Source organism: Halochromatium sp. NSM3 (genome assembly GCF_059621085.1).
The window spans coordinates 16,998-38,322 of sequence record NZ_JCAQIA010000034.1 but is presented as its reverse complement, the minus strand read 5'-3'; the positions used below and the strand labels follow the sequence as shown (position 1 = coordinate 38,322).

The 21,325-nt window shown below is 64.9% G+C and carries 21 protein-coding genes and 2 pseudogenes; 12 read left to right on the top strand and 11 right to left on the bottom strand.

Annotated elements, in window-relative coordinates; genetic code table 11:
- Nucleotides 1-116 precede the first annotated feature (116 nt).
- From purN to AC54T3_RS13635, 3 genes are all read left to right on the top strand, one after another.
- Nucleotides 117-773, top strand: a complete 657-nt coding sequence (purN, locus tag AC54T3_RS13645; protein WP_496625555.1) for a phosphoribosylglycinamide formyltransferase — start codon at nt 117-119, stop codon at nt 771-773.
- 227 nt (nt 774-1,000) lie between these two features.
- Complete coding sequence (locus AC54T3_RS13640; RefSeq protein ID WP_496625554.1) at nt 1,001-1,219, top strand: cysteine-rich CWC family protein; 219 nt, start codon at nt 1,001-1,003, stop codon at nt 1,217-1,219.
- A 91-nt stretch (nt 1,220-1,310) separates the two neighbouring features.
- Nucleotides 1,311-2,492, top strand: a complete 1,182-nt coding sequence (locus tag AC54T3_RS13635; protein ID WP_496625560.1) for a glycosyltransferase — start codon at nt 1,311-1,313, stop codon at nt 2,490-2,492.
- Between the two features lie 83 nt (nt 2,493-2,575).
- Here AC54T3_RS13635 and AC54T3_RS13630 read toward each other — a convergent pair whose 3' ends face one another.
- The 5 genes from AC54T3_RS13630 to AC54T3_RS13610 form a co-directional block, all read right to left on the bottom strand.
- The gene (locus AC54T3_RS13630; protein ID WP_496625552.1) at nt 2,576-2,899 is read right to left on the bottom strand and encodes a DUF2288 domain-containing protein; all 324 of its coding nucleotides are present in this window, start codon (nt 2,897-2,899) and stop codon (nt 2,576-2,578) included.
- Nucleotides 2,896-3,708: an energy-coupling factor ABC transporter ATP-binding protein gene (locus tag AC54T3_RS13625; protein WP_496625551.1), complete on the bottom strand. Its 813-nt coding sequence runs from the start codon at nt 3,706-3,708 to the stop codon at nt 2,896-2,898. The genes AC54T3_RS13630 and AC54T3_RS13625 overlap by 4 nt, the downstream gene beginning before the upstream one ends.
- 92 nt (nt 3,709-3,800) lie before the next feature.
- Nucleotides 3,801-4,637 carry a cobalt ECF transporter T component CbiQ gene (gene cbiQ / locus AC54T3_RS13620; RefSeq protein ID WP_496625549.1) on the bottom strand — a complete coding sequence of 279 codons (837 nt, stop codon included), beginning with the start codon at nt 4,635-4,637 and terminating at the stop codon, nt 3,801-3,803.
- A 28-nt stretch (nt 4,638-4,665) separates the two neighbouring features.
- Nucleotides 4,666-5,346, bottom strand: a complete 681-nt coding sequence (locus tag AC54T3_RS13615; RefSeq protein WP_496625547.1) for a NikL family nickel/cobalt ECF transporter subunit — start codon at nt 5,344-5,346, stop codon at nt 4,666-4,668.
- A gap of 1 nt (nt 5,347) precedes the next feature.
- Nucleotides 5,348-6,136: a CbiM family transporter gene (locus AC54T3_RS13610; RefSeq protein WP_496625545.1), complete on the bottom strand. Its 789-nt coding sequence runs from the start codon at nt 6,134-6,136 to the stop codon at nt 5,348-5,350.
- A gap of 139 nt (nt 6,137-6,275) precedes the next feature.
- Between AC54T3_RS13610 and nikR the strand changes: the two genes are divergently transcribed.
- Nucleotides 6,276-6,767, top strand: a complete 492-nt coding sequence (gene nikR / locus AC54T3_RS13605; protein ID WP_496625543.1) for a nickel-responsive transcriptional regulator NikR — start codon at nt 6,276-6,278, stop codon at nt 6,765-6,767.
- Between the two features lie 161 nt (nt 6,768-6,928).
- On the top strand, nt 6,929-8,698 hold the full coding sequence (locus AC54T3_RS13600) for an IS1634 family transposase (protein ID WP_496625542.1): 1,770 nt from the start codon (nt 6,929-6,931) through the stop codon (nt 8,696-8,698).
- On the opposite strand, the gene AC54T3_RS13595 is transcribed toward AC54T3_RS13600, so the two are convergent.
- The 4 genes from AC54T3_RS13595 to AC54T3_RS13580 all read right to left on the bottom strand — a co-directional run bounded on the left by AC54T3_RS13595 (nt 8,684) and on the right by AC54T3_RS13580 (nt 12,362).
- On the bottom strand, nt 8,684-8,881 hold the full coding sequence (locus AC54T3_RS13595) for a hypothetical protein (protein WP_496625540.1): 198 nt from the start codon (nt 8,879-8,881) through the stop codon (nt 8,684-8,686). The genes AC54T3_RS13600 and AC54T3_RS13595 overlap by 15 nt on opposite strands.
- Nucleotides 8,882-8,928: 47 nt before the next feature.
- Nucleotides 8,929-9,180: a BPTI/Kunitz-type proteinase inhibitor domain-containing protein gene (locus AC54T3_RS13590; protein ID WP_496625538.1), complete on the bottom strand. Its 252-nt coding sequence runs from the start codon at nt 9,178-9,180 to the stop codon at nt 8,929-8,931.
- 155 nt (nt 9,181-9,335) lie between these two features.
- Entirely contained in the window at nt 9,336-11,090 is a 1,755-nt protein-coding gene (locus tag AC54T3_RS13585) for a sugar phosphorylase (RefSeq protein WP_496625537.1), read from the bottom strand.
- Between the two features lie 3 nt (nt 11,091-11,093).
- Nucleotides 11,094-12,362 (bottom strand): glycosyltransferase, encoded by a 1,269-nt coding sequence (locus AC54T3_RS13580; protein WP_496625535.1) that lies wholly within the window; start codon nt 12,360-12,362, stop codon nt 11,094-11,096.
- A 162-nt stretch (nt 12,363-12,524) separates the two neighbouring features.
- Between AC54T3_RS13580 and AC54T3_RS13575 the strand changes: the two genes are divergently transcribed.
- From AC54T3_RS13575 to AC54T3_RS13555, 5 genes and pseudogenes are all read left to right on the top strand, one after another.
- On the top strand, nt 12,525-14,075 hold the full coding sequence (locus tag AC54T3_RS13575) for a glycosyltransferase (protein WP_496625534.1): 1,551 nt from the start codon (nt 12,525-12,527) through the stop codon (nt 14,073-14,075).
- Between the two features lie 91 nt (nt 14,076-14,166).
- Nucleotides 14,167-14,697 (top strand): annotated as a pseudogene (locus AC54T3_RS13570) (IS607 family transposase); the annotation flags it as partial.
- Nucleotides 14,648-14,749, top strand: a pseudogene (locus AC54T3_RS13565) (hypothetical protein); the annotation flags it as partial. The pseudogenes AC54T3_RS13570 and AC54T3_RS13565, both read left to right, overlap by 50 nt.
- Nucleotides 14,750-15,835: an RNA-guided endonuclease InsQ/TnpB family protein gene (locus AC54T3_RS13560; protein WP_496625558.1), complete on the top strand. Its 1,086-nt coding sequence runs from the start codon at nt 14,750-14,752 to the stop codon at nt 15,833-15,835.
- Between the two features lie 16 nt (nt 15,836-15,851).
- Entirely contained in the window at nt 15,852-16,763 is a 912-nt protein-coding gene (locus AC54T3_RS13555) for an HAD family hydrolase (RefSeq protein WP_496625532.1), read from the top strand.
- Nucleotides 16,764-16,817: 54 nt separating this feature from the next.
- On the opposite strand, the gene AC54T3_RS13550 is transcribed toward AC54T3_RS13555, so the two are convergent.
- Together AC54T3_RS13550 and pepN are read right to left on the bottom strand one after the other, a co-directional pair.
- Nucleotides 16,818-17,606 carry an HAD family hydrolase gene (locus AC54T3_RS13550; RefSeq protein WP_496625530.1) on the bottom strand — a complete coding sequence of 263 codons (789 nt, stop codon included), beginning with the start codon at nt 17,604-17,606 and terminating at the stop codon, nt 16,818-16,820.
- 108 nt (nt 17,607-17,714) lie between these two features.
- Entirely contained in the window at nt 17,715-20,390 is a 2,676-nt protein-coding gene (pepN, locus tag AC54T3_RS13545; RefSeq protein ID WP_496625528.1) for an aminopeptidase N, read from the bottom strand.
- Between the two features lie 186 nt (nt 20,391-20,576).
- Here pepN and grxC point away from each other — a divergent pair, with 186 nt between their 5' ends.
- Complete coding sequence (gene grxC / locus AC54T3_RS13540) at nt 20,577-20,834, top strand: glutaredoxin 3 (RefSeq protein ID WP_496625527.1); 258 nt, start codon at nt 20,577-20,579, stop codon at nt 20,832-20,834.
- A 65-nt stretch (nt 20,835-20,899) separates the two neighbouring features.
- A complete protein-coding gene (locus tag AC54T3_RS13535; RefSeq protein ID WP_496625526.1) occupies nt 20,900-21,319 on the top strand; it encodes an RNA-binding S4 domain-containing protein in 420 nt (139 codons plus the stop codon).
- Nucleotides 21,320-21,325: the final 6 nt, after the last annotated feature.

Sequence of the window (21,325 nt, the reverse complement as noted above, 5' to 3'; positions counted from 1 at the left end):
CCGCGCGCCCACCGCGCCGACCGCGCCGGGGGGGGGGCCACCACCGCCGCGGGGGGCGAGGGGGCCGCTACCGATGCCACCGCACGCGCGGCTGTGAGCTACCGAGGGCAGTTGCGATGAGCACCCGCACGCGCCTCGCGGTGCTGATCTCCGGCAGCGGCAGCAACCTGCAGGCGCTGATCGATGACAGCCAGCGCGCTGACGCGCCGTTCGAGATCGGTCTCGTCATCAGCAACCGCGCCAACGCCTTCGGCCTGGAGCGCGCACGACGCGCCGGCATCCCGACGCGAACGCTAAGCCATCGCGGCTTCGAGACGCGCGCGGCCTATGACGCGGCGCTCGCGGATCTGCTGTGTGCCCAGGCTCCAGACCTGATCGCCCTCGCCGGCTTCATGCGCATCCTGACCCCCGGGTTTGTCGAACAGTGGCAGGGGCGGATGCTCAACATCCATCCCTCCCTGCTGCCGCGCTATCGCGGCCTGCACACCCATGAGCGCGTGCTCGAGGCCGGCGATCCCTGGCATGGCGCCACAGTCCATTTCGTCACCGCCGAACTCGATGGCGGGCCGGCAATCCTGCAGGCGCGGGTGCCGGTATTGCCGGATGATGACCCTGCCCAGCTCGCGGCGCGCGTGCTCGCGCAGGAGCATCACATCTATCCGCTGGCGGTACGCTGGTTCGCCGAGGGTCGACTGGCGCTCGGCGGCGATCGTCGGACCTGGCTGGACGAGCAGCCGCTCAGCGCCCCGGTGATCATCGACGCCAGCGCCTGAGCGCGAGCGCGTGCAGGCGCGACCCGATGCCGCATCTAAATGACGTCAGTTGAAGCCACCATAACGGTCGTCCGCAGCCACGAGTAAGGCAGGTTAGCGTTGCCGGCAGCATCCGAGCCACTGCGTCAGTGCAATCGCCAGCGCTGAAATCGGCCGCAGCGCGCTCCATTTAAGGCCGGAGAAGATCGAAACGCTAAACCATCGACCCTAACCGCGAGGACCAGCCCATGACCTGGAATCAGCCCCTCACAGAAGGCACCAAGCAATGCCCGCGCTGCGGAACCAACTTCGAGTGCAAGGTCGACGACCTGCGCCACTGCGACTGTGTCGTGGTCAAGGTCTCGTTGCCGATCCTAAAGACCCTGCAAGGCCAATACGACGACTGTCTCTGCCCCAACTGCCTGCGCGAGATGGCCACATCGGCGGAAAACAGCCTCGCTCCCTGATCGTCACGAGGCGCTCCGCTCTTGACTCGCAGCGCGCGAAGTACGCCTATACCGCCGCTGGCCGTTCCGATCCAACGGCCTTCATCGAATGATGCCAACGCCACGCAAGCGCATCGCCATCTTCGCCTCCTTCTCCGGGCAAGGCGGCGTGGAGCGGATGCTGGTGCATCTGATCCAGGGCTTCTGCGACCAAGGCTATGCGGTCGACCTGCTGCTGGTGCGCGCGAGCAGCGTGGCGCTTGAACAGCTACCGGCCGAGGTGCGCCGCGTCCCACTCGGTCCCGGCCATACCCTGCTGGCAACCTTCGCACTTGCACGCTGGCTGCGTCGGGAACGCCCGTCGGTACTGCTGGCGGTGAAGGATCGCGCGGGTCGTGCGGCGGTCATGGCCCGCGCGCTCGCCCGCACCGAGACGCGCCTAGTGCTGCGGCTCGGCACCCATCTCTCCGCCGCGCTGAGCGGGCGCGGCCTCCTCCAGCGCTGGCTGCGGCTACTGCCGATTCGCCTCCTCTACCCGGCCATCGAGCGTATCGTCGCCGTCTCTGCGGGGGTCGCCGAGGATACCGCGCGGATCGTGCGGCTCTCACGCAGTCAGATCCGTGTGATCCGCAACCCGGTCATCACCCCCGGTCTTGCCGACCTAGCCGCCGCACCCTGCCCGCATCCCTGGCTGCTCAAGACTGAATCCATCCCGATCCTCATCGGCGCTGGCCGCCTGCAGCGCCAGAAAGACTTTCCGACACTGCTGCGCGCGTTCAGCCTGGTCAGGCGTCAACGCGCCTGCCGGCTGATCATCATCGGCGAGGGACGTGGCCGAGGCGCTTTGGAAGCCCTGGCCAAGTCGCTCGGCTTGCGGCTCGGCGCCGACGGCGATCTCGAGCTGCCGGGCTTTCAGACCAATCCCTACCGCTGGCTCGCGCGGGCCGATCTGTTCGTGCTCTCGTCGGCTTGGGAGGGCTCGCCCAATGTCCTCACTGAGGCGCTTGCGCTCGGCATCCCAGCGGTCGCCACCGATTGCCCTAGTGGCCCCCGCGAACTGCTGGCCGATGGCCGCTTCGGTCCGCTGGTTCCGGTCGGCGACAGCGAGGCGCTAGCGGCCGCGATCCTGCAGACCCTAGCCGCGCCACTCTCTGCCAACATCTTGCAACAGGCGGTCGCCGACTACACCCAAGCGGCCAGCGCCAGCGCCTATCTGCACGCCATGGGGCTCGAAACACGGCCGCGCGCTACTGGCGTCCTCGCGCCCAACGATGGCGATCCTGGGCCAGGATAGAGCCGTTCGACCCGACCACTGAACAAGCGGCGGTCTTCCCGGTCTCGTGGAATCTGGGCTCTTGGGTCAGTGTTGTCGGGCGATCAGGTCGAGCGACCAGAATCCAGCGGCTGCACCAGCACCCAGGGACGCACCACCACCGCCCAGACCAGCACATCGGCCTCGATCCAGCGTGTCGCTTGCGCATCGCTCACTCGCTCGATCTGTCCTGCCGCCATCCAGCGCTCGACCTGCGTGGCGTCATCACGGCCGATGGCCAGGGCCACCTCGATCAAGTCCATCCCGGCGGCGACCTGAATAGCGCGGCCTTGGGCGAAGAAACGCTGCAACTCGCGCCAGGGGATCTTGGCGGTCTCGCGCTCGAGCTTGGCTTGCAAGGATTCGAGATCGTCGGGGTGCTCGGTCATGATTGCTCGGTGTCGTCGTCTGGATGCGGATGGGCATGCGCCGCACACCCGCTCGGATGGGCGTGATCGTCGGTCAGGCCTGGCGCGTGCAGATGCAGATGGGCGTGGCGATGCGGATGTCGATGCAGCTCGGCCTCGAGCAGGCGACCCTCTTGCAGCAACAGCGCGCGGGTGCCGAGACGTTCGAGCACGCGCTGCTCGTGCGAGACGATCAGCATGGCCTGCGGCAACGCGCACAGATGATCGAGCAGCCGCGCCTCGCTGGCGCCATCCAATCCACTGGTCGGCTCATCGAGCAAGAGCAGCTCCGGCTCCATGGCCAGCACCGTGGCCAGGGCCACCAGCCGCTTCTCGCCGCCGGAGAGCCGATGTGTAATACGCTCGCCATAGCCCGCGAGCCCCAAGGCTGCCAGCGTGCGCTGCGCGATGGCTGCGGCCGCGTCGGGCGGGTGCCCCAGGTTCAACGGCCCGAAGGCGACATCGTCGAGCACCGTCGGGCAGAAGAGCTGGTCATCGCTGTGCTGGAACACCAGCCCGACCTTGGCCCGGACGGCGCGGAAATCGGCCTCGTCGCGGCACTCCTTGCCCAACACGCGGATGCGACCGGCGCGCGGGCGCAACAGGCCGACGATCAGATGCAGCAATGTGCTCTTGCCGGCGCCGTTCGGACCGATCAAGGCGACCCGCTCGCCGCAGCCAATGCGCAGATCGAGCCCGCTCAGCAGCGGCTTGGGACCATAGCCGAAGTCGATGTCCTCGAGATCGACGAGCACGTCATCCTTCGCGGTGGCGGCCTTAGGTTCATTCATTGTATGCATCTCCCAGCCAGTGGCTTGTCGCCCCGTTGCCCCGGCGCTCAGGCCGCTCAGGCCGCTCAAGCTGTTCCAGTGGCTCAAGTCAGTCAAGCCGCTCCCAAGCCAGTCCAGCCAGCCCAATCAGTCCAGCCGCTCCATCCCCAATGGTCGAGCAGAAGCAGTCCGACAAGCAATGGCGACACGCCCAGCAACAGCAGTGTCTCGCGCCGCCGCCAATGGAAGTGTCGCAGCAGGTGCAGCCGGCCATCGAAGCCGCGACAGCGCATCGCATCGGCCACCCGCCGCGCGCGCGCCAGGCTGCGCACCAGCAACATGCCGATCAACCAACCGAGCGCACGCCAGCTATGTCGATCGCTGCGCGGCACGAAGGCGCGTGCGCGCATCGCCAGGCGCATGCGCGCATATTCGTCGCCGACCAGATCGACCTGGCGCAACGTCAGCAGCAACATCTGGCAAAGCTTGCTTGGCAGCCCAAGGCGCGCCAATGCGTGTACCGTCGGCCCGGCACCGAGGCTGCCGACCAAGCCGAACAGGATCAAGACCACAGCGTTGGCCTTGAATAGGATCAGCAACGCGAGCGCGCCCCCCTCGCGGCTCGCCATCAGCGGCCCGACGGTCAGCAGCGGCGTGCCCGGCACCGAGAACGGCAAGGTCAGCAGCAACACCAGCATCAACAACTCAAGCGGTAACAGAGTACGCAGGCGCCGTGGCGAGACACCACCGAGCCTGGCGATGGCGCCGGCCGCGAGCAGCGCGACCCCGCCCGCGCTCAACGTCTGCAACGAGACCACCGTCAGCGCAAGCAGCGCGGCAAGGATCAGGCGCGCCTGCGGATCGAAGTGCGTGAACCGATCCCCGTGCTCGGCCAGCGGCTGTCCGAGGCCAGCCAGCTCCAATCCAGCCAGCTCCCGTCCATCTTGCATCGACTCGGATCGATCGGGCGGCCGGGGTTCAGCCATCCGTGTCGTCCGTGCCCGATGGCTTGCGCCGTCGCGTCCACCAGAGTCCGAGTCCGGCGAGACCGGCGATATATCCGAGGCCACCGAGCAGATCGCGTAAGGCGACCTGCGCCTGCGCTTCGGCCAAAGACTCGCGCAGGGGTCGCAGTTGGCGGGCGACAGCCTGCTCGACCGAGCGTTCGATCACCGCGCTCAGCGCGCGCTCAAGCTCGGTGCCCTGAAGGCAGAGCGCATCCCGCGTTGCTGGCTCCCTCGGCGCTGGCTCGGCAAGCCTGTCCGCTCCAGTGGCAACAGACTCATCGACAAGCCCAACCCACTCCGCCGCTGAGATCGGCCATTCAGCGCGATGGCCGTCTGCGGCATTGGCAACAATCAGATAATCCTGAGCCGCACTGACACTCACGCGAAAACGTCCCTCGGCATCGGACTTCAGCTCGTTGACGGTCTTGCCCTCGCCATCCAGCACCTGGATAGCGACACCGCGAGCCGGATGTCCGCCGACGAAATAGGCGCGGCCTTGGATCTCGGCACCGTCGGCGGCGGCAAAGACCTGCAAGCGATGGGCAACACTCGCGCTGGCCACCATCAGCAGAAACAGCCCTAACAGGAGCTGAGCGGTCACCCTGCGTGCCCGACCGGTCCCCGGATCACCACACTCCGTTCCACTCAGCATGTCAGGCCTCCAGTCGCAGCAGTGCCGGCTCGACCCGCAGCAAGAAAGCGACCACGATACCGGTTAACGCGCCTTCGATCAGCGCCAGCGGGATGAAGCTGAGGGCAATGACACGCGCCGCCGGCCAGAAGGCCTCGCCACTGAGCACCAGGCTCGCCGAGAGCATCAGCCCGGTCAGTGACACGGCGAGCACCCCGGCGGCGCTGCCGATCATGAGGACTTGGCGCCGCTGCGTGCTCGATACCTGCGGAGATGGAGATGCTCCGTCCCCGGCCCGCGTCGCGGGAATGTCCATGCCTGGCGCAGTACCTGACGCCGTGCGCTCTGGCGCGCGGGCTGGCGCTGAGGCCGGCTCGGAAGCCGGCACAGAGTCCGGCTCGTGGGTTGGCGCGGAGTCTGGCGCAAGGTTCGCCACTCGTTGCAACATGGGCCGCAACAAGAGCGCGACGATCAGTGCCGGCAGCGCCAGATTCATGGTATTGACGCCCAGCACCAGCAGGCCGCCAAAACCGAAAAAGACCGCCTGGAGCAGCAGCGCGACGAAGATCGCCGGCACCGCCGCCCAGCCCAACAGCAGCCCCATCAATCCGTTCAACAACAGGTGGACACTGCTCGGGCCGAGCGGCACGCTGATCAGCGAGGAGACAAAAAACGTCGCCGCCAACACTGCGGCCTGCGGCAGCTCGGCCTCGCGCAGGCGATGCAAGGCCACGCCAAGTAGTCCAGTGGAGACCAAGGCGCCACTGATCAGCACCGGCGCCGAAAGCACACCATCAGGAATATGAGCCATGCGGAGCGAGGAGTAAGCAAGAATGATGGCATGATCATACCAGCATCGATCCCACATCCGCGTCACGCAGCCAGACGATCAGGCAACCAGGCACCAGGCAACCAGGCACCAGGCAACCAGGCAACCAGGCAACCGAACCATGCACCGCATCACCATCACACTCGACGACCCGCTCACCGACGCCTTCGAGGGCTACATGGCCAAGCGCGGCTATGGCAACCGCTCCGAGGCCATCCGCGACCTGATCCGCGATCGCCTGCAGAGCGAACAGCTCAACACGCGGCCCGAGGGCGATTGCATCGCGACCCTGAGCTACGTCTACAATCATCACGAGCGCGAACTCGCCGCGCGCCTGACCAGCGCACACCATGCGCATCACGATCTCACGGTCTCGACCATGCATGTGCATCTGAGCCACGATCACTGCCTCGAAACCGCCATCCTGCGCGGCCCGAGCCACCGCGTGCAGGCCTTCGCCGACACCATCATGGCCCAGCCGGGAGTGCATCACGGCAACCTCGCCCTGCTCCCGGTCAGCGCCCACCAGCACGCTCATCGGCACGGCAGCCAGGACGCCGAAAGCGCCAGCGCCAGCGACACCAGCCACCTGCACCTCGAGCCACTGCCCTAGCCCGACTTCGACTATTCGCCCTCAGATTTGGCCGAATTCGCCCTATTTGGCCGCCCGGCGGCGCACAAGCACCTGATTTTCCTGACCCTGGATGTTGAAATCCTGCTGTAGTGCCGACCTAGGTCGTTGAGCAGCGGTGCTTTTTCACCGACACTGGCGGCATGTTCTTGCGCTCAAAGACGCGCCGCAAAGACGGCAAGGAACACCGCTACTGGAGCATTGTCGAGAATCGCCGCGTCGCCGGCGGGCGCGTGGTGCAGCGCCAGGTGCTGTATCTCGGCGAGATCAACGACGCCCAAAAGGCGGCGTGGTGCCGCACGATCGAGGTGGTGAGCGAAGACGAAGGCGTTTCGGCACAGGTGGCGCTGTTTCCTGAGGACCGTCTGGCCCCCGTCCTCGATTGCGACGTCATCCAGGTGCGTCTGAGCGGTTTGCGGTTGTGCCGACCCCGTCAATGGGGCGCCTGCTGGCTGATGTGCGAACTGTGGGGGCAGCTGCGTCTGGATGACTTCTGGGCGCCGCGTTTGGTGCCGAGTCGCAAGGGCACGCGCTGGCTCAACGTGCTCAAGACCCTGGTCTGTTACCGCCTGATCGACCCCGGCAGCGAATGGCGCCTGCATCGGCATTGGTTTGACCACAGTGCCATCGGCGATCTGCTCGGCGAGGATTTCACCGTCGCCCACAGCCACACGCTGTACCGCTGTTTGGACAAGCTGCTCGCGCACAAGCGCGCGCTGTTCTCTGACCTCCAGGAGCGTTGGGTCTCGCTGTTTGGGGTGCGCTTCGATGTCTTGCTCTATGACCTGACCAGCACCTACTTCGAGTCCGATCCGCCCGAGGCCGGCAAGCGCCGCTTTGGCTACAGTCGCGACAAACGTCCTGACTGCGTGCAGGTGGTGATCGCACTGATCGTCACCCCTGATGGGTTCCCATTGGCCTACGAGGTCTTACCGGGCAATACCAGTGACAAGACGACGCTGACGGACTTCCTGGCCAAGATCGAAGCCCAGTATGGCCGGGCTGATCGGGTCTGGATCATGGACCGGGGTATCCCAACAGAGGAGTCGCTCGCGCTGATGCGCGCGAGCGAACAGCCCGTGCATTATCTGGTCGGCACGCCCAAGGGGCGCTTGACCAAGCTCGAGAAGGCCTTTTTGACCAAGCCCTGGGCACAGGTGCGCGAGCAGGTCGATGTCAAACTGCTGGAAAAAGACGGCGAGGTCTACGTCCTCGCGCGCAGCCTCGGGCGCCTGCACAAGGAGCGCGCCATGCGCCGGCTCAAGCGGCTGTGTCAGCGACTCAAGGAGTTGCAGCGCCAAGCCCCTTCGCGCGACGAGCTACTCATCAAGCTCGGTGCGGCCAAGAAGGAGGCCGGGCGCGCCTATCACTTATTGCGCATCACGCTGCCCAAGGCTGACCAACCGGTCAACGCCGAGACCTTCACCTTCGCACTCAACCGCAAGAAGCTGCGCCAAGTGCGCCGCCGCGAGGGCCGCTACCTGCTGCGCTCCAATCTCTGCGACGAAGAGCCCGCCACGCTGTGGCGATACGACATCCAACTCACCGAGGTTGAGCAGGCGTTCAAGGAGCTGAAAGGGGACCTGTCGATCCGTCCGATCTTCCATCAACGCGATAACCGCATTGAGGCGCACATCTTTGTGGCCTTCCTTGCCTACTGCCTGCAAGTGACCCTCAAGCAGCGCCTGCGCGCCTTTGCGCCCGGGCTGACGCCACGCGCGGCGTTGGAGAAGTTCGCCGCGCTACAGATGGTCGATGTGCATTTGCCAACCACTGACGGGCGAACCCTGATCCTCAGTCGTCACACCGCGCCCGAGAAGGATCAGCAGTTGCTCCTGAATCAGCTGCGCCTGACCTTGCCCGAGCAGCCACCACCGAGGATCACCTCCGAGCAGGTATCACAACGCGCCTGATCCACAGTTTGTAGTGCCGACCTTTTTCTTCGTGGAAAGAAGAATCAATGGCTTGCTGCGGAATAAGGGCCGAATAGTCGAAGTCGGGCTAGCATTGGCGAAGCAACCTTGCTCCAGCAGCAGCGTGCCGTCCTTGAAGCAACGTCGGGCCGCCGCCGGATAGTCCTGTTCGAACTCGGTCATCACCCACATGATCCTTTCCAGAGCCGTTCCCGTCAGGCCGGGAGCCCCTAGGGCGCGGCCTTTCCACCGCAGGCCTTGACGCAGTCGCGCATCGAGCGGAATGGCCAGTCCGGATCGCAGACCCCGCGCGCGAACAGCTTACAGCTGTCGGTTCGGTAGTCGTAATAGAAGGCCGTGCGCGGTTCACTGCAACGGCCCGGCTGTGGCGCCTGCAGGCAGCTCACATGCATGAGGTCAACCGTGTTCGCGCTGCTGCCGGCGCAGCCAGTCAGCGCCAGCACCAACATTGGCACCAACATCGGCACCAGCGGCAAGCCGCCCGACCGATAGACCGACAGACGCCGGCCTGCGAGACGCGCTCGCGCCAGCGGTCGCAGAGGCGAGACCCAAGAGAAGACAGACGATGGCGAGGACATGGGAATCAATGGCGATAGCGATGGCAAGAATCCAGGATCTATCGGGTTTGATCGACCAGCCAGACGACCTGATAGGGCTCGAGTTCAAAGCGGCCCGGTAACTGATCGCCGCTCTGGCGCCAACCCCCGATCAGCTCGGCCCAGCGCTGCTCGCGCGAACGGCGCACTAGACGCCCGAAGGCGAGCTGAATCGGCGCGCCGGTCAGATTGGCCACCATCCAGAGGGTTTGGCGACCATCTGGCGCGAACCGGCAGACGCCGAACAGACCGGCCGGCAGCTCCAGCACGCGCTGCGCCCCCTCTGGATGAAACGCGGGCTGCGCCTGTCGAATCCTAAGTCGCCGCAGATATTCCGGCAACAGCCGCCGCGCCTGATGCGTCGATGACTCGCCCAACATCGCCTCGAGTTCGGGCAGCGCCCATTTCTGCCGGTTGATGCTCCGCGCACGGCCACTCTGCTCGGCCCCACGCAGGTTGTTCGAGGCCCCGAGCAAGCTGTTGAAATAGATCCCCGGAATGCCCTGCAGACTCATCGCGATGGTCTGTGCGCACAAGAAGCGCAGGATCGAGGTCGCCTGATCACCAGGCACGCCAACCGCATCGAAGTAGGTGATATTAAGCTCGTAGGGCGTGGCTGAACCATCCGGATGACTGCGCCGCGAGACCAGGCCACCGCGCTCCTCCATCGCTGCGACCAACCCGTCGAGCTGGGCTTGCGGCAGCAGCCCCTCGAGCGGTCGCACCCCAATCCCATCATGCGAGGCGGTGAAGTTGAGGTAGGTGCAGCCGGCGAGCGGCGGCGCCAGTTGTGCGGCCCACTCGCTCAGATAGCGTCCATTGCCGCTGTGCATCGCATGCAAGAGCAGCGGCGGCAGGCTGAATTGATAGACCAGATGCGCCTCATCACCCTGGCCGAAATAGCTGATGTTCTCAGCATGCGGGACATTGGTCTCGGTCATCAGCAGCACCGTTGGCGCCACCAGATTCAGCAGATCACGCAGCAGTTTGACCACCTCGTGGGTTTGCGGCAGGTGGATACAGGAGCTGCCGAGCTGCTTCCAGAGATAGGCGATCGCATCCAGGCGAATGATCTGGGCACCGTGGTGGACGTAGAACAGCAGGATATCCAGATACTCGAACAGCACATCCGGATTGCTGAAGTCGACATCGATCTGATCCTGACCGAAGGTCGCCCAGACATGGCGCTCGCCGGCGGGCGTCTGCACCGGCCGCAGCAGCGCCGATGTGCGCGGGCGTACCACGCTCGAGAGATCGGCCTTGGGATCGACCTCGAGGAAATAATGGCGCTCCGGCGCCATGCCATTGGTGTAGGCCTGAAACCAACGGCTCTGGCTCGAGACATGATTGATCACCAGATCCAGCATCAACCGATAGTCCTCGGCCAAGGCGTCGACCTGCGGCCAATCACCCAAGGCGGGATCGATCCGCCGATAGTCGATCACCGCAAAGCCATCGTCGGAGCTATACGGGAAGCAGGGCAACAGATGCAGCGTCGAGATCGCCGTGCCGACCTTCTGCTCCAGGAATCGCCGCAGCGTGGCCAACGGCGCCTCATGTTTGGCGCAGACCATGTCGCCATAGGTGATCAGGATCGCGTCGGTCTGGTCCCAGGGCGCGCAACCGGCGGCCTCGGGCGGACACTCGGCGCCGACGCCGTAGCGACCGATGATCAGCTGCAGCCGATCCATCAAGCGCGGTAGCGCTTGCGCGCCATAGAGGCGCCGCAGGCGTTCTTGGATGCGCTCATAGAGGCGCCGATCGACCACCACCATGGCTCACCCCGTCCTATTGCGCAGGTTGTTGATCATGCCGCTCAGGCTGTCGCGCAGCACGCGATAGCTGTAGAAGCGGCTGGCCACCTGGTAATTGTGCTCGACCAGCGCCTCGCGATGGTCGGCATCATCCAGGATCATCCGCGTCTGCTTGACGGTGGACTGATCGATGACCCCATCGATCACCGGTAACTGGAAGCCCTTGGGCTCGATATCGCGCTGATAGACGCTGTAGCGTCCGATCACGATCGGCAGCCGGAAGTAGATCGCCTCCAGCAGCGCGTTGCCGAAGCCCTCGTAGAGGCTCGGGAAGGTCACCAAATCAGCGTGCGGATAGAGATCGCTGAGCACATAGACCTTCTGCCCGTTCTGATCGAGCTGGCGTCGATCGGCCATGCGCTCGCCAAACAGCTTCAGCGAGACCCCTTCATCGTGCGCGAGCTGCTGGATCTGGCGCTCGTACTCGAAGCCTTCGTCACCGCTCTGATGCGAGATCACCAGATGCGCGCGCGCGAGCTTAAGCCGGCGGATCAGATGAATCGCGTTCTCGATGCCCTTGCGCGGCACGATGCGAGTCGGCTGCAGGATCAGGTGATCCTCCGGCAGCAGCCCGAGCGCCTGGCGCGCATCGGCGGCATAGGCGTCTGGCGGGCCGGGCGGATGCTCGAAGTCGAAGAAATTCGGCACCAGGATGATCGGCAGGCCCTTGCGCCAGGCGATCTCCTCGCGCGCGGCCTGATTGATCACCACATGCTGCAGCTGAGGTACCCGCGGCGGGAAGGCCATCTCCAGATAGTCATCGACCGCCGAGATCTGGAAGCGCTGTCGCTCCCACATGAAATCGTGATGATGGGCGATCGCCGGCATGCCGGTCTCGAGCAAGAACTCGGTGATGGCGACCCCGAGCGGAATGTGCATCGGGATGGTGAGCGCGTTCTCGATGATCAGCACATCCAGATCGAAGCGCGCGCGGAATTCATAGAGCGTCGATTTCAGATAGGCGGCCAGCGCGTGGATGCGGCGGCTGACCTCGGGGCTGCGGCGAGTCTGGCCCCAGAGCTGGGCGGTGATCCATTGGTTTTCGGAATGATCGAAGAAGGCCTCCGGGATGCAGAGACTCATCGCCGGATCGCGATCGAGCACCCCGGCGTACCAAAAACTGACGTGACCGCGTTGCCAGAGCACCTCGGCCCATTTGGCCGCTTCCAACGAGACACCATCGGTGCCGGCGAAGCGGGTCGAGACAAAGCCAATCTGTTCCGGTTGCTTCATGTCATCTGCTTTTGCATAACCTGTGCCCGACACCTCGATGGCCCGATGGCTGAGCATGGCGCGATCGACCCGCGCCGATGGTCGTCGTTGTGGAAACGGCCACCCCATACGGCCACGCACCCTGCTCAACCCGACCGACAATTCGGGCTATGATCCCACAGCATGCGCATCGCGATCGTCCATTTTCATCTACGGACCGGCGGCGTCACTCGCGTCATCCAGCACGCCTGCGCGGCCTTGGCGGCCGCCGGCCACCAGGTCGCAGTGCTCAGCGGTGAACCGCCGCAACGAGTAGGCGCGCTCCTCGCCGCCCGCGTCGAGGTCATCCCTGCGCTCGGCTACGAGGAGCAGCGCGAGCCCCTGGGGCCGAGCGTGTTACAGCGCGCCATGGAGCAGGCCGCGCAACGTGCGCTCGGCGGCGCGCCGGACCTCTGGCATGTCCACAACCATTGCCTGGGCAAGAATCTGGCGCTGCCCGACGCGCTTCTCAGGCTCGCCAAGGCCGGTCAACCACTGTTGCTACAGCCGCACGATTTCGCCGAGGATGGCCGCCCTGCCCTCTACCGGCGCATGCTCGAGACCCTAGGCGCCCAAGATGGTGCAACGCTCGCGACCCGGCTCTACCCGCTCGCGCCACAGATCCACTATGCAACGCTGAACGCGCGCGATAACCGTTTTCTGGCCGCCGCCGGCGTGCCCGAATCGCAACGCCACCGGCTGCCGAACGCGGTCTCGTTCGCCGCCGAGCTGGCCCAAGCACGCCACCGCGAGACCAGCGTCGAGCTTGGCAGCGGGCTTGGTAGCGCCGAGATTGACGGCGGACTTGGTGGCAAGTCCGGCGGCGAACAGGCTGCAACCAGGCTCGATCACCGCCGCTGGCTCTATCCAACCCGAGCCATCCGCCGCAAGAATCTCGGCGAGTTGCTGTTCTGGGCCGCGCTGGCCGGCCCCGAGGACCGCTTCGCAACCACCCAGGCGCCGCACAATCCCGTTGAGCAGCCGACCTATGCGCGCTGGGTCGCGCTGGCGCAAGAACTAGCGCTGCCCGTCGATTTGGAACTCGGCGCCCGTGGCGACGACTTCGGCGCCCTGCTCGCCTCCAGCCATGCACTGATCAGCACCAGCGTCGGCGAGGGCTTCGGCCTCGCGTTCCTCGAGCCCTGGCTGATCGGCCGCCCACTCGCCGGCCGCGATCTGCCGGAGATCACCGCCGATTTCAGCGCAGAAGGCATCGACCTTAGCGGTCTCTATCAGCGCCTGCCAGTACCGCTGGAGTGGTTGGACGCCGCCGCGCTGCGTCAGCGCATGGACGCGGTGCTGGCCACCACCGCCCGCGCCTATGGTCGCGCGCGCGATCCCGATGATCTTGCCCGCGCCTGGCAGGCCGCCATCGATGATAGAGACCAGATCGACTTCGGCCGGCTCGACGAGGAGGCCCAAGCCCAGATGCTGCGACATCTGCGCGCTGATCCGACGGCCCGCTCCGCGCTCGACGCGACCACCCCGCCGCTGGCGGCGGACGCGGATCGGATCGCGCACAATCGCGCGGTCGTCGAACGCGAGTACATGCTCGACGGCTATCGGCGCCGGCTGGAGGCGATCTACCGCGCCCTGCTTGCCGCGCCAAGCGCGCCCGTGCGCGACCAGGCTGATGGCCAGGCGCTGATCGCCCGTTTCCAGGCGCCGGAGCGGCTCTATCTGCTGCGCACCTGAAGAGGCCGGGATCATAACCATCACTCCGAGGTTGAGTAACAGTTAAAGATAAGCTAACATAAACTCACTTTTGCAAACTTTTGTACAATGCATGGCCTACGTCCCTCTCCGCAAGGCCGTTGCCGAACTTGGACTGCATCCCAACACGCTACGCCGCTATGCCGACCACGGACTCATCGCCACCATCCGCAACGCCGCCGGGCAACGTCTGTTCGACGTGGACGCCTACCTGCGCCGTGCCGCCGATGCGTCCGTTGTCCTCTACGCCCGCGTCAGCAGCGCCAAGCAACGCGACGAGCTATTCAGACAAATCGAACGCCTGCGCCTTGTCTACCCACAAGCCGAGGTCATCCAAGACATTGGCAGCGGACTCAACTTCAAGCGCAAAGGGCTGCGTGCCCTACTGGAACGACTCCTGCGCGGCGATAAGCTCCGCGTTGTGGTTGCCCATCGCGACCGACTCGCCAGAGTCGGCGTCGATCTCATCGCCTTCCTCGTTGAACGCAACGGCGGGGAAGTCGTGGTTCTCGATCAACCAATCGATCAATCCAGAGAAGCCGAACTCACCGCCGATCTACTCGCCATCCTCCATCACTTCTCTTGCAGGATGCACGGGCGGCGAAGTCACCAAGGCAACACGCATCAGGGTCTACCCGACGACGGAACAGAAGAGCCTGTTTCGGCAGTGGCTCGGAACCTCAAGATACGTCTACAACGAAACCGTCAAGCATCTCAACCTGCCCAAGGAGGAACGGGCGGGACATTGGATGGGGGCGGCAAAGATCGTCCTGCCGAGCCTACCGGATTGGGCCGGAGCGATCCCATATCAGATCAAAAAGATCGCCATTGAGGACGCCTACAAAGCCTTCTCCAACGGCGTCCGCAAGCTGAAACAGACCGGCGAAGCCTTCGATCTGCGTTTCCGTTCGCGGAAAAACCCGAAGCAATCCTGCTTCATCCCCTCCTCAGCACTCAAGGACGCGGGCATTTACCCGAGGATTGCCGGACGCCTCAAACGCGCCGAGGACTTCCCCGACAACCCACGGGATTCGCGCCTGGTCTGCGAACAAGGCCGGTGGTTCGTGATCGTCCCCTATCGTGTGCCTGTCATGCCGACCGAGAACCAAAGTCGCGTGGTGGCGCTCGATCCGGGCATCCGCACCTTTTTGACCGGCTTTGCCGAAGATCAGGCGTTCAAGATCGGCGACGGCGACTTCGCCCGGATCGCTCGGTTGTGCGTTCACTTGGATCGACTCATTTCGCGTCTCGCCAAGGCGAAGTGCCGACAAAAGGCGAGGATCAAGAAAGCGATCCAGCGGTTGCGCTGGAAGATCCGCGATCTGGTGGACGAGTTGCACTGTCAGTCGATTCGTTTCCTACTGGATCGCTTCGACCTGATCCTGTTGCCGACCTTCGAGACGAAGGACATGGCAGCGCGGACCACGCGCAAGATTCGATCGAAAACGGTTCGCTCGATGCTGGGCTATGCCTTCTTTCGCTTCGGGCAACGCTTGGAGTCCGCCGCGAAGCAGGCTGGAAAAGCGGTGTTGCGCGTCAACGAAGCCTACACCTCGAAGACGGCAAGCTGGAGCGGCGAGATCAAGCAGATCGGTGGCGCGAAAACGATCACGAGCGGCGGGATCACCGTCGACCGTGACATCAACGGCGCTCGCGGGATTTTCCTGCGAGCCTTGGTAGATACACCCTCGCTCAGACATGAGCGTGCATGTGTTGGCGCTTGTCAACAAGCGTTAGCATAAATGTATCGGTATCCGCATGACTGACCCCAAACTGTTGACCCGCATTCGCGCCCTCTGCACACCGCTGCAGCCCACGCCAACGGCGATCGAGCCCCAGTTGGGGCCACTCGCGGGCATCCGCGCCGTGCTGTTCGATATCTATGGCACCTTGCTGATCTCGGCCAGCGGCGACATCGGGCTCGGCGGGGATCGGGCGCGAGCGCTCCGGCTCGGTGAGATCCTCGACGCAGCCGAACTCGATCCGAACGCAGTGACCGAAGCACATTCAGTGACTGGGACGCACGGGGCGCAGCACCAACTCGACCTCGGCGCGCACCTCGATGAGGCGATCCAAGCCCATCATGCCCGGGCCCGCACGAATGGCATCCGCTACCCCGAGGTCGACATCCTAACGATCTGGGAAACGCTGCTCGCCGGCGTTGGCTTGCAGCCGACACCGCAGCAGCTGCAACGGATCGCGGTCGAATACGAATGCCGAGTCAACTCTGTCTGGACCATGCCCGGGCTCGCCGATCTCCTCGCGACCCTGCGCCAGCGCGGGCTGGTGATGGGCATCGTCTCCAACGCCCAGTTCTACACCCCGCTGATCCTAGAGGCCTTGCTCGGCGATACCCCCGAAGCCCTGGGACTGGCGCCCGCCTTGAGCGCCTGGTCCTATGCGCTGGGCGAGGCCAAGCCCTCGACAGGCCCCTATGAGGTCGCCCTCAATGGCCTCGCGCGGGAGCACGGCCTGCGCCCCGATCAGGTGCTCTATGTCGGCAACGACCGGCGCAACGACATCTGGCCGGCCAGCCGGCTCGGCATGCACACCGCGCTGTTCGCCGGTGATATGCGCTCGCTGAGGTTGCGCGAGCAGGATCGCGCGCTCGACGGCGTCAGCCCCGATCGGGTGCTGACCGAGTTGGCACAGATCCCGCTGATCCTGTGATCCACGTCTGTACTCAACCTGATGGATGACCGCAATCGCTGCCCGTCTCCACGCTCAGCCGAACACCTGCTCGCGCAGCCGGCGCAGCACCTCGAGATCGACATAGCCAGCCCCCCCGAGGTCACCGCGCGAGGCGCTCGCCGAATCACCGGGCTCGCCGAGTTGATCCACCACCAGGGTTGCGCCGCTGAAGTCTTGAGTTTCCGTGTAGGAACTGGTCGTCACCAACAGCGCCTCGAGACCGGCACCGAGCGCGGAACGCACGCCGTTCTCGGAATCCTCGATCGCGACACAGGCCGAGGCTGGGAGGTTCAGCTGCGCCAAGGCCAGCTCGAAGATATCCGGGGCCGGTTTCTTCTCACGCACCACGTCGCCAGCGGCGATGACCTCGAACCAGTCCACCAGGCCCGGCTCCGGCCCGGACTCGAGCAGCGCGGTCACATTCTCCGGCGTGGTGGTGGTAGCGATCGCTAGCCGCACGCCGGCCTCACGGGCCTCGCGCAGCAGGCGCAACACGCCCGTGCGCAACGGAATTCCCCCTTTGCCCAGCAGCGCCACATAGTGCTCGGTCTTGCGCCGATGCAAGTGCGCGATCAGTGCATCCATGTCCGAATAGACCTGCTTGTCGAATGCGAACTCAGGCCGGTACTGGGCCAGATAATGGCGCATGCGCTCCTTGCCACCGGTCACCGCGAGCAGCTCGCCATACAGCTCTACGGACCAGTGCCAGTCGAGACCGGCCTCGGCGAACGCGGCATTGAAGGCGGGGCGATGACCATCACGCTCGGTATCGGCCAAGGTACCGTCGACATCGAAGATCAAGGCGTGGAGACCCGTCAGCATCAGGGATTCCTTTGTCGGTTGGGAAGCGTCATGAGCGCGCAAGATTAGCATAGCCGGCGGGCATGGCCGACACGCGGAGCCATTTGCGCGGCGAGCGCCGGCGGCTGCCTACTCCAAGCTCTTGGAGACGACCTCGTAGACATCGTTCGAGAGTCCTTCGACCTCAAGGATACGCTCGAGCTGGTCGCGCTGGAGCTGTTGGCGGCCTTGGTCGTAGCGGCGCCAGCGTGTCATTGGATAGACCAGGCGCGAGGCGATCTGCGGATTGAGCGGATCGAGTTCGAGGATGCGGTCGGTGAGGAAGCGATAGCCAGCGCCATCGGCGGCATGGAAGCGCACCGGATTGCCGCCCGCGAAGGCACCGATCAAGGCCCGCACCCGATTCGGGTTCGTCAGCGAGAAGTCCGGGTGCGCGAGCAACCGTTCGACCCGCGCCAAAGTATTGACGCGGCTGCTCTGCGCCTGCAGCGTGAACCATTTGTCGATCACCAGCGGCTCGCCCGACCAGCGCTGATAGAAGGCCGCGAGTGCTTGCGTTGCAGTCTCTGCTGAGGCGTCAGCGGATGCCGTAGTGGGCACCGCAGGCGGCGCCTCGACCAACATCCGCAGTGCGGCGATCACGTCGGTCATGTTCTGTTGCGCGTCAAACTGTTGCCGTGCCAAATCCAAGGCCTCGACATTGCCAGCGCGGACCAGATAGCCAAGACAAAGATTGCCGAGCGCGCGACGCCCCATCGAGGCATGGCTCAGATCGAAGCCCGCGTCGCTGCGGGTGCGTGCGTAGGCAGCCAGTAGCGGCTCGCGCAAGCGGGTTCCAATCGCAGCGGCCAGCGCCTGGCGGGCGCGATGGATGCCATCGACATCGACCACCTGCATCTGATCGCCGAGATAGCTCTCGGAGGGTAGAGTCAGCACCTCGGCGATCAGCGCCGGGTCCGCCGTCTCGTCCGCGAGCGCACGGGCGAAGGCTTCCAGAAAGCGGTCCGGCACCGGCTTTGCGGGCGCGTCGACCATCGCCAAAAGCAGGCGCTGGGCCAGCGTCTGCGCCGCATCCCAGCGATTGAAGCCGTCGCTGTCATGCGCCATCAGGAAGCTGAGCTGGGCGTCGGTGTAGGGATAACTGATGCGCACCGGCGCCGAGAAGCCACGCAGCAGCGACGGCACTGGTTGCTCGGCGAGGCCGGTGAAGACGAAGGTCTCGACCGGCTGGCGCAGCTCGAGCAGGCGCGTGCCTGACGCCGGGACAGTCGTCTCGCCCTGCAACTGGAGCGGCAGATCCTGCCCCTTGGCATCGAGCAAGCCGAGCGCGAGCGGGATGTGCAACGGCTGCTTCTCTGACTGCCCCGGCGTGGCGGGTGTGTGCTGGCGCACCTCGAGCCGATAGGTGCCGGTTGCGGCGTCAAACCGATCTGCGCAGTCGAGTTGCGGCGTACCGGCCTGGCTATACCAGCGTTTGAATTGGGTCAGATCGACCCCGCTGGCGGACGCCATGCAGGCGACGAAGTCATCGGTGGTCACGGCCTGGCCGTCGAAGCGCTCGAAGTACAGATCGGTCGCCTGGCGAAAGCGCTCCGGGCCGAGCAGATGGGCCTGCATGCGCACCAGCTCGGCGCCCTTCTCGTACACCGTGGCGGTGTAGAAGTTGTTGATCTCGATATAGGAGTCCGGGCGCACCGGATGCGCCATCGGACCCGAATCCTCGGGGAATTGGCGCGCGCGCAGCAGGCGCACATCCTCGATACGTTTGACCTCGCGCGAGCCCTGATCGGCCGAGAACGCCTGATCGCGATAGACGGTGAAGCCCTCCTTCAGGCTGAGCTGGAACCAATCACGGCAGGTGATGCGGTTGCCGGTCCAGTTGTGGAAATACTCATGCGCGACCACGCCCTCGATGCCGGCGAAATCGGCATCGGTGGCCGACTCCGGGCGCGCCAGGATGTACTTGGCGTTGAAGACGTTGAGACCCTTGTTCTCCATCGCGCCCATGTTGAAGTGACTCACGGCGACGATGTTGAACACCTCCAGATCGTACTCGCGGCCATAGCGCGCCTCGTCCCAGCGCATGGCCGCGATCAGCGAGCGCATGGCGTGGTCGCACTTGTCCTCGTTGCCGGGCTCGACATAGATACGCAAGGTGATCTGGCGCCCGGAGGTGGTCTCGAAGTGATCCTCGACCGCGCGCAGATCGCCAGCAACGACCGCGAAGAGATAACTGGGCTTGGGGAACGGGTCATCCCAATGCACGTACAGCCGGCCGTCGTCGAGCCGCTCCTCGTCGCCGGCCGGATTGCCATTCGCCAGCAGGACCGGATAACGCGCTGGATCAGCGATCAGCGTCACGCGATAGGTCGCCATCACGTCCGGGCGATCGAGAAAATAGGTGATGCGCCGAAAGCCCTCGGCCTCGCACTGGGTGCAGAGCATGTCGCCGGAGACGTAGAGCCCCTCCAACGCCGTATTCGCGCTTGGATTCAGCCGCACCCGGGTCCATAACCGACACCGATCCGGAACCCGGCGCACGCGCAGATGGTCATCCTCGACCTGATACTCGGCCGGGGTGAGCGGCCGCTCGTTGAGGCGGATCGCCTCGAGTTCGAGCTGCTCGCCATCGAGGCGCAGATCGCCGTCGCCACGGGTCGCCGCAGGATTGCGGCGCAGGCTCAGCTCGGCCTCGACCAGGGTCTGTTGTTCGTCGAGTTCAAAGCGCAGCTGAACGCTGTCAATCAGGAATTCGGGCGGCTGATAGTCGCTCAGGCGGATAACGGGCGGCGTGGTGCGATACATCGGCGTGCTTACTCGGCTCTTCTAGGATGAGGGCTAGGATAAGAATCGGGCTTGGCGCGCTAGGGCCACCTATGCCAATCTTGGGTGATTCGGTCGTGACGACCAGATTTCAAGCAGCCTGGCTCGGAGTGAAGACCGGCGTGATGGCCGGTGTGAGCGAGCCGTTCGGGTAGGATCTTAATCATTATGCCCATCGTGCAGATGTATGCGACCGCCTACTGTCCTTACTGCGTGCGTGCACGCAGATTGCTCAAGCGCAAGGGCGTTGAATTTGACGAGATCCGCGTCGATAAGAACCAGGATGAGATGCGCACCATGATCCAGCGCAGCCAGCGCACCACGGTTCCGCAGATCTTCATTGGGGAACGGCACATCGGCGGTTATGACGATATGGTCGAGTTGGATCAGGACGGCAAGCTGGACCCCTTGCTCGGCGAGCAATAGCGTGGACGCCGCCAATACAAGCTCACCAGTGGAATCCCTGAGCGCACATCCATGAGTGCAAGCCCTTGAGTGAAAACGCGCAACCGGCCGGCGAGACAGGCGCAAGCGACGCCCAGCGCCTAGACAAATGGCTCTGGGCCGCGCGCTTCTTCAAGACCCGCCCCCTCGCGGTCGAGGCGATCAACGGCGGCAAGGTGCATGTCGACGGTCAGCGCGCCAAACCCGGCCGCACCGTGCGTCCGGGCACGCGGCTGAGCATCCACAAGGGGCAACTCGAGTGGCAGATTGAGGTCAGGGCCGTCTCCAAGCAGCGCCGTCCCGCGAGCGAAGCGGTGCTCTTGTTCGACGAGGACGAGGCGAGTCGGCTCAAACGCCAGGCGCTGGTCCAAGAGCGCCGCGCCGCCGGCCCCAGCCTGCGCAGCGAGCAGCGTGGACGGCCGACCAAGCGCGATCGGCGCCGTCTCGGCGAGCTGACCGGCAAATAAGCCAGG

What these genes read in the sequence shown, in the direction of transcription:
- AC54T3_RS13625 (WP_496625551.1), bottom strand. Translation starts at nt 3,708, where the DNA reads ATGAATGAACCTAAGGCCGCCACCGCGAAGGATGACGTGCTCGTCGAT.
- pepN (WP_496625528.1), bottom strand. Translation starts at nt 20,390, where the DNA reads ATGTATCGCACCACGCCGCCCGTTATCCGCCTGAGCGACTATCAGCCG.
- cbiQ (WP_496625549.1), bottom strand. Translation starts at nt 4,637, where the DNA reads ATGCAAGATGGACGGGAGCTGGCTGGATTGGAGCTGGCTGGCCTCGGA.
- AC54T3_RS13575 (WP_496625534.1), top strand. Translation starts at nt 12,525, where the DNA reads ATGCGCATCGCGATCGTCCATTTTCATCTACGGACCGGCGGCGTCACT.
- nikR (WP_496625543.1), top strand. Translation starts at nt 6,276, where the DNA reads ATGCACCGCATCACCATCACACTCGACGACCCGCTCACCGACGCCTTC.
- AC54T3_RS13550 (WP_496625530.1), bottom strand. Translation starts at nt 17,606, where the DNA reads ATGCTGACGGGTCTCCACGCCTTGATCTTCGATGTCGACGGTACCTTG.
- grxC (WP_496625527.1), top strand. Translation starts at nt 20,577, where the DNA reads ATGCCCATCGTGCAGATGTATGCGACCGCCTACTGTCCTTACTGCGTG.
- AC54T3_RS13585 (WP_496625537.1), bottom strand. Translation starts at nt 11,090, where the DNA reads ATGGTGGTGGTCGATCGGCGCCTCTATGAGCGCATCCAAGAACGCCTG.
- AC54T3_RS13590 (WP_496625538.1), bottom strand. Translation starts at nt 9,180, where the DNA reads ATGTTGGTGCCAATGTTGGTGCTGGCGCTGACTGGCTGCGCCGGCAGC.
- AC54T3_RS13595 (WP_496625540.1), bottom strand. Translation starts at nt 8,881, where the DNA reads ATGACCGAGTTCGAACAGGACTATCCGGCGGCGGCCCGACGTTGCTTC.
- AC54T3_RS13580 (WP_496625535.1), bottom strand. Translation starts at nt 12,362, where the DNA reads ATGAAGCAACCGGAACAGATTGGCTTTGTCTCGACCCGCTTCGCCGGC.
- AC54T3_RS13555 (WP_496625532.1), top strand. Translation starts at nt 15,852, where the DNA reads ATGACTGACCCCAAACTGTTGACCCGCATTCGCGCCCTCTGCACACCG.
- AC54T3_RS13635 (WP_496625560.1), top strand. Translation starts at nt 1,311, where the DNA reads ATGCCAACGCCACGCAAGCGCATCGCCATCTTCGCCTCCTTCTCCGGG.
- purN (WP_496625555.1), top strand. Translation starts at nt 117, where the DNA reads ATGAGCACCCGCACGCGCCTCGCGGTGCTGATCTCCGGCAGCGGCAGC.
- AC54T3_RS13610 (WP_496625545.1), bottom strand. Translation starts at nt 6,136, where the DNA reads ATGGCTCATATTCCTGATGGTGTGCTTTCGGCGCCGGTGCTGATCAGT.
- AC54T3_RS13640 (WP_496625554.1), top strand. Translation starts at nt 1,001, where the DNA reads ATGACCTGGAATCAGCCCCTCACAGAAGGCACCAAGCAATGCCCGCGC.
- AC54T3_RS13615 (WP_496625547.1), bottom strand. Translation starts at nt 5,346, where the DNA reads ATGCTGAGTGGAACGGAGTGTGGTGATCCGGGGACCGGTCGGGCACGC.
- AC54T3_RS13630 (WP_496625552.1), bottom strand. Translation starts at nt 2,899, where the DNA reads ATGACCGAGCACCCCGACGATCTCGAATCCTTGCAAGCCAAGCTCGAG.
- AC54T3_RS13600 (WP_496625542.1), top strand. Translation starts at nt 6,929, where the DNA reads ATGTTCTTGCGCTCAAAGACGCGCCGCAAAGACGGCAAGGAACACCGC.